This is a genomic window from Nitratidesulfovibrio termitidis HI1, from assembly GCF_000504305.1.
Taxonomy (GTDB): Bacteria; Desulfobacterota; Desulfovibrionia; order Desulfovibrionales; family Desulfovibrionaceae; genus Cupidesulfovibrio; species Cupidesulfovibrio termitidis.
Window position 1 is genome coordinate 3,043,940 of the sequence record NZ_KI632512.1, and the last position, 12,835, is coordinate 3,056,774.

Annotated in this window: 9 protein-coding genes; 5 read left to right on the top strand and 4 right to left on the bottom strand. The window is 63.7% G+C overall.

Annotated features, from left to right (window positions below; translation table 11 throughout):
- Positions 1-311: 311 nt before the first annotated feature.
- Together carB and purF are read left to right on the top strand one after the other, a co-directional pair.
- Positions 312-3,548 carry a carbamoyl-phosphate synthase large subunit gene (gene carB, locus DESTE_RS12265; RefSeq protein ID WP_035067943.1) on the top strand — a complete coding sequence of 1,079 codons (3,237 nt, stop codon included), beginning with the start codon at positions 312-314 and terminating at the stop codon, positions 3,546-3,548.
- 200 nt (positions 3,549-3,748) lie between these two features.
- Positions 3,749-5,152, top strand: coding sequence for an amidophosphoribosyltransferase (gene purF, locus DESTE_RS12270; protein ID WP_035067945.1), 1,404 nt, complete (start codon positions 3,749-3,751; stop codon positions 5,150-5,152).
- An 815-nt stretch (positions 5,153-5,967) separates the two neighbouring features.
- On the opposite strand, the gene DESTE_RS12275 is transcribed toward purF, so the two are convergent.
- Entirely contained in the window at positions 5,968-7,161 is a 1,194-nt protein-coding gene (locus DESTE_RS12275; protein WP_035067948.1) for an ImmA/IrrE family metallo-endopeptidase, read from the bottom strand.
- Positions 7,142-7,564 carry a type II toxin-antitoxin system HigB family toxin gene (locus tag DESTE_RS17665; RefSeq protein ID WP_084559448.1) on the bottom strand — a complete coding sequence of 141 codons (423 nt, stop codon included), beginning with the start codon at positions 7,562-7,564 and terminating at the stop codon, positions 7,142-7,144. Before DESTE_RS17665 ends, DESTE_RS12275 begins: the two co-directional genes overlap by 20 nt.
- Before the next feature lie 249 nt (positions 7,565-7,813).
- Between DESTE_RS17665 and DESTE_RS12280 the strand changes: the two genes are divergently transcribed.
- The 3 genes from DESTE_RS12280 (at position 7,814) to DESTE_RS12290 (ending at position 10,364) form a co-directional block, all read left to right on the top strand.
- Positions 7,814-8,815 carry a KpsF/GutQ family sugar-phosphate isomerase gene (locus tag DESTE_RS12280; protein WP_035067949.1) on the top strand — a complete coding sequence of 334 codons (1,002 nt, stop codon included), beginning with the start codon at positions 7,814-7,816 and terminating at the stop codon, positions 8,813-8,815.
- 75 nt (positions 8,816-8,890) lie between these two features.
- Positions 8,891-9,418, top strand: a complete 528-nt coding sequence (locus tag DESTE_RS12285; RefSeq protein WP_035067950.1) for an acyl-CoA thioesterase — start codon at positions 8,891-8,893, stop codon at positions 9,416-9,418.
- Positions 9,419-9,926: 508 nt separating this feature from the next.
- Positions 9,927-10,364 carry a DsrE family protein gene (locus DESTE_RS12290; RefSeq protein ID WP_035067951.1) on the top strand — a complete coding sequence of 146 codons (438 nt, stop codon included), beginning with the start codon at positions 9,927-9,929 and terminating at the stop codon, positions 10,362-10,364.
- A gap of 171 nt (positions 10,365-10,535) precedes the next feature.
- On the opposite strand, the gene DESTE_RS12295 is transcribed toward DESTE_RS12290, so the two are convergent.
- Positions 10,536-10,964, bottom strand: a complete 429-nt coding sequence (locus DESTE_RS12295) for a hypothetical protein (RefSeq protein WP_035067952.1) — start codon at positions 10,962-10,964, stop codon at positions 10,536-10,538.
- 342 nt (positions 10,965-11,306) lie between these two features.
- On the bottom strand, positions 11,307-12,809 hold the full coding sequence (locus DESTE_RS18580; RefSeq protein ID WP_281172056.1) for a cyclic 2,3-diphosphoglycerate synthase: 1,503 nt from the start codon (positions 12,807-12,809) through the stop codon (positions 11,307-11,309).
- Between the last annotated feature and the right edge of the window lie 26 nt (positions 12,810-12,835).

Consider the following 12,835-nt stretch of genomic DNA (forward strand, 5'->3'; position numbering starts at 1 on the left):
AAAGGGGGATGGCGCGCGTTTGGGGTGCAGACTGTTTTTCTTCATCGTTTCCCATCAATGTCAAAAAGCGGCAGGTTGCCCCTCCGCCACCCCCTGCGGCGTCTTGCCAAGCGAGGGGCCGCGCGATATAAGAGCCGGATTGCTGACGGCGCGTGGGGTAAATCTTGCGTGTTCCGCAACAATCGCGGGTGGATGGCCGTTCCCCCGCGCCTCGCCGCGCCGGAACGCCCCGCACACTCCTCCCGCCTTTGTCCCGGCAGCCCTCTTCTTTCCCGCCCCTGCGGGGCAACCCTGTTACCAGACAGAGTCCAATGCCCAAACGCACCGATTTGAAGCGGATCATGGTCATCGGTTCCGGCCCGATCGTCATCGGGCAGGCGTGCGAATTCGACTATTCCGGCACGCAGGCCGTGAAGGCCCTGAAGGAAGAAGGCTACGAGGTGGTGTTGGTCAACTCCAACCCCGCCACCATCATGACCGACCCCGGTCTTGCCGACCGCACCTACATCGAACCCATCGAGCCGGAAACGGTTGCCGCCATCATCCGCAAGGAGCGGCCCGACGCGCTGCTGCCCACCCTGGGCGGCCAGACCGGCCTGAACACCGCGCTGGCCCTTGCCGCCATGGGCGTGCTGGAAGAATGCGGCGTGGAACTCATCGGGGCCAACAAGCAGGTCATCGAAAAGGCGGAAAGCCGCGAACTGTTCCGCGAAGCCATGGCCAACATCGGCCTGAAGGTGCCCGCCAGCGGCATTGCCCGCACCATGGAAGACGTGCGCCGCCTGGGTTCCGAAATGCCCTTCCCGCTGATCATCCGCCCCGCCTTCACCATGGGCGGCACCGGCGGCGGCATCGCCTACAACATGGAGGACCTGGAAGAGATCGCCGCGCGCGGTCTTGCCGCCTCCATCAAGCACGAGGTGATGATCGAGCAGTCGGTGCTGGGCTGGAAGGAATTCGAGATGGAGGTGATGCGCGACAAGGCCGACAACTGCGTCATCATCTGTTCCATCGAAAACTTCGACGCCATGGGCGTGCACACGGGCGATTCCATCACCGTGGCCCCGGCCCAGACCCTGACCGACGTCGAGTACCAGATGATGCGCGATGCCTCCATCGCCATCATGCGCGAAATCGGCGTGGAAACGGGCGGCTCCAACGTGCAGTTCGGCATCAACCCGCAGAACGGCGACATGGTGGTCATTGAAATGAACCCCCGCGTGTCGCGTTCGTCCGCGCTGGCCTCCAAGGCCACCGGGTTCCCCATCGCCAAGATCGCGGCCAAGCTGGCCGTGGGCTACACGCTGGACGAGATTCCCAACGACATCACCCGCGAGACGATGGCCAGCTTCGAGCCGTCCATCGACTACTGCGTCACCAAGATTCCGCGCTTCACCTTTGAAAAGTTCCCCGGCGCCAAGGACGAGCTGACCACCTCGATGAAGAGCGTGGGCGAGGCCATGTCCATTGGCCGCACCTTCAAGGAATCGTTGCAGAAGGGCCTGCGCTCGCTGGAAGTGGGCGCGCCCGGCCTTGGTTCCGCTTTCCGTTGCAAGGGTCCGGAGCGCGAGGACATCATGCGCAAGCTGCGCACGCCCAACTCGCGCCGCATCTTCTACGTGCGCCACGCCATGCTTGACGGCATGACCGTGGAGGAAATCCACGAGGCCACCGCCATCGACCCGTGGTTCCTGCGCCAGATGAAGGACCTGATCGACATGGAAGCCGAGCTGCGCGACTTTGCCCTGGGCAACGCCATGACCGTGGACAACGCGGAACTGGTGGCCCTGATGCGCCGCGCCAAGGAATACGGCTTTTCCGACCGTCAGCTGGCCGAAATGTGGAAGCGCCCCGAATCGGACGTGCGCACCCTGCGCAAGCAGATGGGCATCGCCCCCACCTACTATCTGGTGGACACCTGCGCCAGCGAGTTCGAGGCGTACACCCCGTACTACTACTCCACCTACGAGACCGGCCATGAAGTGGCCGTGGACGACCGCAAGAAGGTCATCATCCTGGGTGGCGGGCCCAACCGCATCGGCCAGGGCATCGAGTTCGACTACTGCTGCTGCCACGCCTCCTTCGCGCTGAAGGAAATGGGCGTGCAGGCCATCATGGTCAACTCCAACCCCGAAACGGTATCGACGGACTACGACACCTCCGACCGCCTGTACTTCGAGCCGCTGACCTACGAGGATGTCATGAACATCATCGAGGCGGAAAAGCCCGACGGCGTGGTGGTGCAGTTCGGCGGGCAGACCCCGCTGAACCTGGCCGTGCCGCTGATGCGCGCGGGCGTGCCCATTCTTGGCACCTCGCCCGATTCCATCGACCGCGCCGAAGACCGCGAACGCTTCCAGGCCCTGTTGCAGAAGCTGGGCCTGCGCCAGCCCGCCAACGCCACGGTCATGTCCCTGCCGGAGGCGCGCGCCGCCGCCGCCCGCATCGGCTACCCGACGGTGGTGCGGCCCAGCTACGTGCTGGGGGGCCGGGCCATGGAAATCGTGTACGACGAGGAACAGCTGGCCGAATACTTCGCCAACTCGGTGGGTGAAAAGCCCAAGCACCCCATTCTCATCGACAAGTTCCTGGAAAGCGCCATCGAGGTGGACGTGGACGCCCTGTCCGACGGCACCGACGTGTACGTGGCGGGCATCATGGAACACATCGAGGAAGCGGGCATCCACTCCGGCGACTCTGCCTGTGTCATTCCGCCGCACACCCTGCCCGAGGCCATCGTCAACGAGATCGCCCGGCAGACCGTGGAACTGGCGCGCGAACTGCGCGTGGTTGGCCTGATGAACATCCAGTTCGCGGTCAAGGACGGTCTTATCTACATCCTTGAAGTGAACCCCCGCGCCTCGCGCACCGCGCCCTTCGTGTCCAAGGCCACGGCGGTGCCCCTGCCGCGCCTGGCTACCCAGATCATGCTGGGCGCCACGCTGAAGGAACTGGACCCGTGGTCCATGCGCCGTACCGGGTACTTCTCGGTGAAGGAATCAGTGTTCCCGTTCAACCGCTTCCCGGGGGTGGACATTCTGCTCGGCCCCGAAATGCGGTCCACGGGCGAGGTGATGGGTATTGCCTCCAGCTTCGAGGAAGCCTATCTGAAGGGCCAGCTTGCCGGTGGGCAGCGCCTGCCCGAAAGCGGCAAGATCTTCATCTCCGTCAACGACCGGGACAAGCTGCTGATCACGGAAGTGGCCAGCATGTTTGCTGAACTTGGCTTCGAGGTGCTGGCCACCAGCGGCACCGCCAAGCTGCTGCGCGAAGGCGGCGTGCCCGCCACGTCGGTGCACAAGGTGTACGAGGGACGGCCCAACATCGTGGACTTCATCAAGAACGGCGATATTGCCCTGGTGCTCAACACCGCCTCGGGCAAGCGCACCGTGCAGGATTCCAAGTCCATCCGGCAGGCCACGCTGATGTACGGGGTGCCCTACAGCACCACCGTATCCGGGGCCAAGGCCATCGCGCAGGCCATACGGGCCAGCCGCTGCTGCGGGGTGAACGTGAAGAGCTTGCAGGAATACTACGGAACCAACTAACGACGGATAACGGGACCGGGCCTCAGGCCCGGTCCTGCGCTTTGGGGCCACGCGCACTGTGGCGAATGACTGCTGAACGACAGGCAAGGCCAGACGAGCGTTGACGAGCGTTGACAAGCGTTGACGAGCGGCTGGCGCATGACTGGCGCACGACATGACCACAATGGGCGCGTAACGGACCGTCTGCATCGAGGTAGAGCATGATCAAGCATTACTGCGGCATCTTCGGCATCTACAACCACGTCGAAGCGGCGCGCATGGCATACTTCGGCCTGTACGCCCTGCAACATCGCGGGCAGGAAAGCGCGGGCATCGTCACCTGGGACGGGCAGAAGCTGCGCGAACACCGGGGCATGGGCCTGGTGCCCGACGTGTTCAACGAACGGCACCTGGGCAAGGAGCTGAAGGGCAACATCGCCGTCGGCCACATCCGCTATTCCACCACCGGGGCCTCGCTCATCCGCAACGCCCAGCCGTTTCTGGTGCGCTTCAAGGGGATGGAAATCGCCATCGCCCACAACGGCAACCTGACCAATACCGTGGAACTGCGCGACGAGCTGGAGCAGAAGGGGTCCATCTTCCAGACCTCCATCGACAGCGAAGTGTTCGTGCACCTCATCGCGCACAACATGAACGGCAAGACCTTCGAGGAAGCCGTCATGGCCGCGTGCAAGCGGGTGCAGGGCGCGTATTCGCTGATCATTCTCGCCAACGACAAGCTCATCGCCCTGCGCGACCCGCACGGTATGCGCCCGCTGGCGCTTGGCCGTCTGGCCGGTTCGCCGGTGCTGGCATCCGAAACCTGCGCCTTCGACCTGATGGAGGCGGAATTCATCCGCCCGCTGGACCCCGGCGAAATGCTGGTCATCGAAGGCAACAGCGTGAAAAGCTACAGCCTGCTCGACGAGGGCAACAAGCCCCCGGTCCGCCAGTGCATCTTCGAACTGGTCTACTTTGCCCGGCCCGACTCCATCGTGTTCGGCGAAGACGTGTACCAGTGTCGCAAGGAGATGGGCCGCCAGCTGGCCATCGAATCGGCCCCGGACGTGGACTTCATCATGCCCTTCCCCGATTCGGGCATCTACTGTGCGGTGGGCTTTGCCCAGCAGTCGGGCCTGCCGTACGAACATGCCATGATCCGTAACCACTACGTGGGCCGTACGTTCATCCAGCCCTCGCAGGACATGCGCGACTTTGGCGTGCAGGTGAAGATCAACCCGGTCAAGAGCATGATCAAGGGCAAGCGCATCTGCATCGTGGACGATTCCATCGTGCGCGGCACCACCATCCGCACCCGCGTGAAGAAGCTGCGCGAACTGGGCGCCAAGGAAGTGCACTTCCGCGTCAGCTGCCCGCCCATCAAGCACCCGTGCTTCTACGGCATCGACTTTTCGTCCAAGGGCGAACTGATCGCCGCCAACCACTCCATTTCCGAGATCGAACGCTTCATCGGGCTGGATTCGCTGCACTACCTGTCCATCGAGGGGCTGCTGCGCTCGGTGTCGCACCCCGAAAACTACTGCCTGGCCTGCTTCAACGGCGACTACCCCATCTCCTGCGCGGGCGGCGGGTGCAGCCGGGCGTGTCTGGAGGTAAGTGATTAGGTGAAACAGGCAGGTGCAAGTTTTTGAAGGCCTGATGCTGCGATAACCCGTCTTTTGGGTGGGGGGTGTGGCCCCTCACCGAGAAGGGTGGCAAAAATGAAGCCCCGCATAGCGGGGCCCAGACTGCTGACAAACCCAAATTCTTGCGGGGGAGGGACCCTTTTGCGGCAGCCGTAGGCGAGTCCCGAGCCGTACGGATGGCGTCCGCAAAGCGTGAAAAGGGTCTCCTCCCCCGCACCCCCGCTTTGCTGTCTTTATCCGTAATGCTCGAAGACTCGCATAACGGCTAAAGCTCCCCCAAAACTTTCATTTGTGTTTCCTGGGTATTATGAAAGCACAAAACAGGGAGTTCCAAGGGGCGGCAGCCGCGTTGCGATCGCCAGCCGTAAGGCTCGCGAGCTCGCCTAACGGCTGCCGTCCTTGGCCGCCGGAGGCGTACAAAAACAGACGTTGTCAACAACCTGAGCCCCGCATAACGGGGCCGTTTTGTTTACTAGATGAAAAGGCTGTACTGGTCAGAATGACCAGCCTTCCTCCAGATCGGAAACGCCTTGCCCGACTTCGGGTAAATACGCTTCCCCAGTTTTTTGTTGAAATAGGATTTTGCAAAGCCAACGAGGACATAGCCGGGGCGGGACAATTGCTTGTTGTCCAAAGGATTGCTCCAAGACCCCAGGAGTCCTTGACGGTGCCAAGGGGAAGAGATTAGGTTCTTCCATCGCAGTCCCTGGCCATCCGGCAAGGGGGTCAGAGGGGGTAATTCTCTGGCCGCTTTTTTGTCTGCCTAGTTGTTGGCGCAACTAGGCAGACGTTTTTTATGTAGAAGTCCAGAAGTGTTTTCTTACCTCTCTGGTTCCTATTTCTTGCGCAAGAATCTTGTAGTTTTTTGTGTGATATCTAATGCGCCCAGCCACAATTGCTGGATGTATTTCCAGTGCCCGCGCTAGTTCGCGGGCGGCGACTTTGCTGCGCTTCTTTCGCGCGTCTGATTCCATCCATACGTCGGTTGGGATTTCAATATCGCGCGCGAGTGCGTCGGCTTCTTTCTCTTTGATGTCTTGAGCCTCTAAATCCAAGTCGTCGATGATGCAGTCAGTGATGTCTTCAAGATGACCCCTGACAAGGTGGCTGCATTCATGCAGTAAGGTGAACCAAAAATTGTCAAGTCTGTCGTGCCGAAGGGTTAAAGCAATGACTGGTTCCATATGTCGCAGCCAAAATACTGCGCCATCGACGTATGTGCGTTTAAAGTGTTTGACTGCGACGAGTCTGATCCCTTTTTCCGCGAGGTATTCTTGCGCCTTCAATGGGCCGTGCAGGTGCGCGCTTAAGCGAACGAGTTCGCGCATCGCTGTTTCGTCAAAATTGTCGGGGTGGTATGCGTGGGTGAGATTGATGTGTGCAGCTTCAATGCGCGCGCCGATAAGCCACGCCTGCTGGGCAATAAGGTCAGTTTTTGAATTCCTCCGCGCGCCACTTCGAAAGCAAGCGTTGCAGGCTTCTTCTTGGGATAGGCAGGCGTTGTTAAAGAATTCTCTGACTATTTCCTCGGCATGATCTTTTGTTGTTCTTGCTTTCGCCCAGCCTCTCGAAATGATTTCTTTAAGCGGGAAGTTGAGCCAAACGGTTTTTTCCGGATCTTCAAGGCAGATAGAAGGGTCTTGGATGAGGATTTCGGCGGGAATTTTGAATTGGTCGTGAAGCGCACGTATCATTCCTAACGACAAGGGACGCTTTTTGGACAGGACTTCAGAAACCTTGCTCCTGCTCCCAATGGCAGGAATAAGGTCCATTTTGGTCAAGCCCCGCTCTTCCATGATGATCTTGATCGCTTCAATGGGGTCGGGGGTTGGAACCGGATGGTTCTTTCGTTCGTAATCCTCAACGAGAACAAGGAGGACGTCCAGGCGATCGCCATCTTCAGTGCCTGGGTCCGCGCCCCACAGAGTAGTAATCTCTGCGTGAGCGTCCTCGTATTCAGCTTCAGTCCTAATCGGACGCAGCGTCATAGGTCACCTCCGCAGCGTTAATTTTGTCATATTCTTTGTGTCGCCCAAACCATATGCACCGAACAGCATGTCTTTTATAGTCTATGTCAACAATCAGCCTATAGTTGTTGCCCTTGATGTTGAAGACAACACGGCCATCCTTGATGGAATCCGCCGTCCTAAATGTAGATTTAATGTCTGGAAAATGCTCGTAATCCCTTTGTTTCATGAGCTGATGCCACGTATAGATGGCATTGGCTGCGTCTGGATATGCCTCGGCATATCGATTTAGGGTGCGGGTAGCGATCACTCTCACGGCTTTTCTATATGCTCCCATTTTGGGAACGTCAATGGTGTTCCCAGAAAATCTGAAGTTTTTATGAAAAAGTGAAGACTCGCTGGTTGTTAAGGATTTTCTGTTCATTACTATACGGCAGGGCGTTTAATTTCGTCAAACGAGTCTGGTTGTTGGGTCCGGTTGCCCCTGTTGACCCGCCCAGCATTTCGGGGGAAGAGAAGGACGCCGCCCCGGCGCAGCCCGTTGGGCAATGTCGGGCAATGTCCGGCCCATCCGGTTGTACCCGGCTCGTCCGGTCGTAACCGGTACACCCGGTCATATCCGGCCCGCCCGGTACCCCCGGCCTATCCGCAACATCCACAGGATTTCCACGGCATGAGCGATTGCACCTGCGGCGAACGCCGCACCGATTGGATACCCCTCGGGCGCGACGTGCTCGATATCGAAATAGAAGGCCTGACGGCGGTACGCGACAGGCTTGGCCCCTCGTTCGAGGCGGCCTTGGCTCTGCTGGCGGGCTGCCGGGGCCGCGTGGTGGTCACCGGGCTCGGCAAGTCGGGTCTGGTGGGCCGCAAGCTGGCAGCCACCCTGTCTTCCACCGGCACCCCGGCGTTCTTTCTGCACCCGGTGGAAGGCGCGCATGGCGACATGGGCAGCCTGCGGGCGGAGGACGTGGTTATTGCCATCTCCAATTCCGGCGAGACGGACGAACTGAACGCCATCCTGCCCAGCCTGCGGGCCATCGGCACGGCCATCATCGCCATGACCGGCAAGGCGCAGTCCACGCTGGGCCGCGCCGCCGACGTGGTGCTGGATTCCGGCGTCCCGCGAGAGGCGTGCCCCCACAACCTGGCCCCCACGGCCTCCACTACGGCGGTGCTGGCCCTTGGCGATGCGCTTGCGGTGTGCCTCATCCACTGGAAATCGTTTACGGAAAACGACTTCCTGCGCTACCACCCCGGCGGTTCGCTGGGCCAGCGTCTGCGGTTGCGCGTGCAGGAACTGATGCACACCACGGGCATTCCCGTTACCCAGGATGACGTGGGCCAGGAAGAGGCCGTGCGCGTGCTGGACAAGGGCGGCTTTGGCGCGGTGGCCGTGGTGGACGGCAGCGGCAGGCTGATGGGCATCCTGACCGACGGCGACGTGCGCCGCGCGGTGATCCGGGGCGACTATGCCCCGCGCACCCCGGTGACGGCCATCATGACCCGCAACCCGCGCAGCGCCCGCAGTGACCAGTCCGTGGCGGAACTGCTGGATGCCATGGAGCAGAAGGCCATCACCGTGCTGCCCATCGTGGACGACGCGCACCGTCTGGTGGGCCTCATCCACCTGCACGACCTGCTGGGCAAGGGCGGCGTGAGCTTTGCCGGGTAAACCCGGCGCGTACACCGCACCTTGCGTTTCCGCACCCCGCGTTTCGACACCCCAACACCGCCCGGAGCCAGCCGCATGAGCGCCAAGCGCGTGCAAGACAGCGAAGTGGTGATGACCCACCGCCCCCTGCCGGAGGATGCCAACCCTGCGGGCAACGTGCACGGCGGGGTCATCCTGAAGCATATCGACCTGGCCGGGGCCGTGGCCGCCATGCGCCACTGCCGCACCGCCGTGGTGACGGCTTCCATCGACCGCATGGACTTTCGCGCGCCGGTACACGTGGGCGAACTGATGCAGCTGAAGGCCAGCGTGAACCTTGCGGGCGGCACCTCGCTGGAGGTGGGCGTGCGGGTAGAGGCGGAAAACCTGCTTACCGGCGAATCGCGTCACGCCGCATCCGCTTACCTGACCTTCGTGTCCATGGGCCCGGATCGCAAGCCCGCGCCCGTTCCGGAACTGCTGCTGGAAACGCCCGCCGAACACCGCCGCAGCCGAGAGGCGCAACGCCGCCGCGAACTGCGGCGCGACGAGCGCAAGCGCGAAAAGGCCGCGCAGGAAGCGCTGGCCACGGCCACCGTGGAAGAGGTGGAACACTACTACTGACAGGCGGCACGCCCCGTGGATGCCGCCACGCGGGCCACGCGCCGGGTTCCTTTCACGCACCGGGTTCCCTTTCCGTGTCGTCGCGGATGTGATCGCTGGTCGCATCTAGCCGCATCTGGCCGCGTCCGAACGCGCCTCTCCACATCCGGTCACATCCGCGTACACCCGGTCACGTCCGGTCACGCCCGGGCGCGTCCCGCTCCACCCTGTCACATCCCGCCATACCCAGCCACATCCGCACATACCCAGCAAGATACGGCCCGTGGTTCTGCACCACGGGCCGTCGTTTTATGGGCGTTGGCCGCCGTCCGCCGTGGCGGCAGCAGCCATCGCAACTCCGGGTATTCGCCCCTGCCGTCTGCCCGGGTGCACGGCACACGATGTCGCGCACCCCCCATGATAACACTGGTCCATGGCGTGCCAGACGGGCTAAGGTGCAGGGGTATCTCCGTGTCCGCGCCCCGCGCGGGGCGGCAGGCTGAACCCCCAACATCCCTCAGGAGGCATCATGCGATACGGGCGATGGTTGGCCGTACTGGCCGCGTGGCTGTTCCTGCTTTCGGCGGGCCTGCCCGCGCACGCCGCCCCGGCGGCGGAAGACAAGGACGCCCCCCTGTTCATCAACCTGACCAGCGACGAGGCCCACCGCACCCTGATGGCCATCGGCTACGGGGTCAACCAGTTGCAGCGCGGCCACCCGCTGACGCTGTTCCTGAACGACCGGGCCGTGGCGCTGGCCGCCAGGGGCAACGAGGCAAAGTATCAGGAGCAGCAGCGCCTGCTGGCCAAACTGGTGGGCAGCGGGGCCACGGTGTACGTGTGCCCCATGTGCATGAAGCAGTATGGCGTGCAGCAGGCCGACCTGCTGCCGGGGCTGGCCGTGAGCACGCCGGACCTGACCGGCGCGGCGCTGTTCCGGGATAACACCCGCACCCTGTCGTGGTAGCACCGGGCGCCCGCGCCCGTGTGAAATGGAAAAACGAGGGGGGGATGCCGTTGGTGCGGCGTCCCCCCTCTTTTGACATGGGGAGAACGGCTGGCCTGGGTAAGGGGGGGGGAAGGCGGGATGAGGGTGGCAGCGCTGGTGCCGGGGGACGGGCATGAGGTGCGGCGGCAGTCAGGCCGTGCAGGGGGGCTGGGATTGCCCTGAGCGGCGGTGCGGATGGCGGGCTGGCGGTGTGTCCTCAGTGCGCGGGGGACACGGAGAACAAGAGGGACACGGAGGACCGTGGTCCCGCGTGGGCGCGCCATGGCGCCGCTGGCGGATCATGCCCGCCATGAACCATGCGGCGACCGCCGCCAGGCATGCGGCAAGCAGCCACAATGTGGTCGGGGCGGGCGGCGCATCGGTGGACAGCATGTGCAGCAGGGGCCGCAGCAGGGCGGCCACGGCAGCGCCGTCGGGCGCGTGGGCCGCGCCGTCGGGGCTGATGACCGATGCGGCCTCGGCCATGCGCGCGGCAAGACCCTGTGGCAAACCGGGCAACAGGCCGGTCAACACGTTGGACGCCGGGGCGAACAGCAAACCGGTCGGGAAGCCGGACATGGAACCCCCTGCCCATCAGGCTGCATGCTGGTGGGGCTTGTCCCATATCTAGGCAGCGGATGCGACGTTGGCGTGGCGGCGGGGTGACGATCCGGTGGCAGGCCCGACGAGTCCATACGATCCCCGACGAGCCCTACGAGACGCCCCCCCCCCGACGAGACCTGCCTGCGCCAGTTCTGTCAGTGACAGGCCCGGCGGGCGGAAGGTGTGTCGTCATTCTCGTCCGGGGCTCGTCCGGGGCTTGTCCGGGAACCTGTCCGGGGGCCTGTTCGGGGGTCTGCCCGGCGTGTCTCGGTGGAGTGTCCGGACTGCATGCAAGTGGAGGCCGATGCGGCCGCCTGCTCAGGCGCGCGTGTCCAGCAGTTCCCGCACGGTTTCCGCCAGCCCGGCGCCGCCTTCCGCGTCGGACCGGTCGCGATAGGTGTAGCGCACCCGCAGCCAGGGCCGGTCGATGCGGATCAGCCGGTCCAGGCGTACCGGCGTGCCCAGCAGCACGAGGTCGCACGGGGTGGCGTTGATGGTGGCTTCCAGGTCGTCCAGTTGCCTGCGCGAATAGCCCATGGCGGGCAGGGCCTTGCCAAGATGCGGGTAGTCTTCGAACACCTGTTTCAGCGATCCCCGGGCGTAGGGTCGCGGGTCGGCCAGGCGGCCCGCGCCGTGCATTTCCGCCGCCGCCTGTGCCGCGCCGAAAGGCAGGCCGCCGTGGGTCAGGGTGGGGCCGTCCTCCACCAGCAGCACCCGCGCCCGGCGGATGGCGGCGGGGTCATCCACTTCCACCACGGAATCGGCCAGCAGCACCCGCGCGCCGGGGTTTGCGGCGGCAATGTTGGCGCGCACCGTGGCCACCTGTTCCGGCGTGGCGGTTTCCACCTTGTTGATCACGGTCACGTGGCACATGCGCAGGTTGGTCTCGCCGGGGTGGTAGGCCAGTTCGTGCCCGGCGCGCAGCGGGTCGCACACGGTCAGATGCACGTCCGGGCGGAAGAAGGGGGTGTCGTTGTTGCCGCCGTCCCACAGCAGCACGTCGGCCTCGGTCTGCGCCGCCGCAAGGATGCGCGCGTAGTCCACCCCGGCGAACACGGTGATGCCCGCGTCCACCAGATGCTCGTATTCCTCGCGTTCCTCCACCGTGCAGTCTGCGGCGTCCATGTCCGCGTGGCTGGCGAAGCGCTGCACCGCCTGCCGTTCCAGGTCACCGTAGGGCATGGGGTGGCGCACCACCACCGGGCGGATGCCCCGTGCCAGAAAGGCCGCGCACAGGTGTCGGGTGACCGGTGATTTGCCGCAGCCGGTGCGCACGGCGGTAACGGCCACCACGGGCTTGTCCGCCCGCAACATGGTTGCGGCGGGAGACAGCAGACGAAAGTCGGCCCCGGCGGCCAGGGTCAGCGAGGCGGCGTGCATGACCGTTTCGTGCGATACGTCGCTGTACGAAAAGATCACCTCGTGCACGTTGTTGTCGCGGCACAGGGCCGTCAACTCGCGCTCGGCCAGGATGGGTACCCCGTCCGGATAGCGCGCCCCCGCCAGGGCCGCCGGGTAGCAGCGGCCGTCGATGTCCGGAATCTGGGCGGCGGTGAAGGCCACCACGTGCACGGCGGGGTCGTTGCGCAGCAGCACGTTGAAGTTGTGAAAGTCGCGCCCGGCGGCGCCCATGATCACCACGTTGCGCACCCCGGCGCCGTCTGCTGGCACGGGCGCGCGGCAGGTGGCGGAATGCCTGGCGGAGTCGTCGGCGCGGGCGGCGTCGTCAACGTGAACGGAATTGGCGGCGCGGGCGTTGGGGACCGGGGCAGGATTTGCAGCCGGGGCTGGCGGTGGCGTGGCGTGGGACGATCTGGTCATGCGGCGGGCCTCCTGTGGTGGCAATG

Coding starts and splice junctions, on each gene's coding strand:
- carB (WP_035067943.1), top strand. CDS start 312: ATGCCCAAACGCACCGATTTGAAGCGGATCATGGTCATCGGTTCCGGC.
- purF (WP_035067945.1), top strand. CDS start 3,749: ATGATCAAGCATTACTGCGGCATCTTCGGCATCTACAACCACGTCGAA.
- DESTE_RS12275 (WP_035067948.1), bottom strand. CDS start 7,161: ATGACGCTGCGTCCGATTAGGACTGAAGCTGAATACGAGGACGCTCAC.
- DESTE_RS17665 (WP_084559448.1), bottom strand. CDS start 7,564: ATGAACAGAAAATCCTTAACAACCAGCGAGTCTTCACTTTTTCATAAA.
- DESTE_RS12280 (WP_035067949.1), top strand. CDS start 7,814: ATGAGCGATTGCACCTGCGGCGAACGCCGCACCGATTGGATACCCCTC.
- DESTE_RS12285 (WP_035067950.1), top strand. CDS start 8,891: ATGAGCGCCAAGCGCGTGCAAGACAGCGAAGTGGTGATGACCCACCGC.
- DESTE_RS12290 (WP_035067951.1), top strand. CDS start 9,927: ATGCGATACGGGCGATGGTTGGCCGTACTGGCCGCGTGGCTGTTCCTG.
- DESTE_RS12295 (WP_035067952.1), bottom strand. CDS start 10,964: ATGTCCGGCTTCCCGACCGGTTTGCTGTTCGCCCCGGCGTCCAACGTG.
- DESTE_RS18580 (WP_281172056.1), bottom strand. CDS start 12,809: ATGACCAGATCGTCCCACGCCACGCCACCGCCAGCCCCGGCTGCAAAT.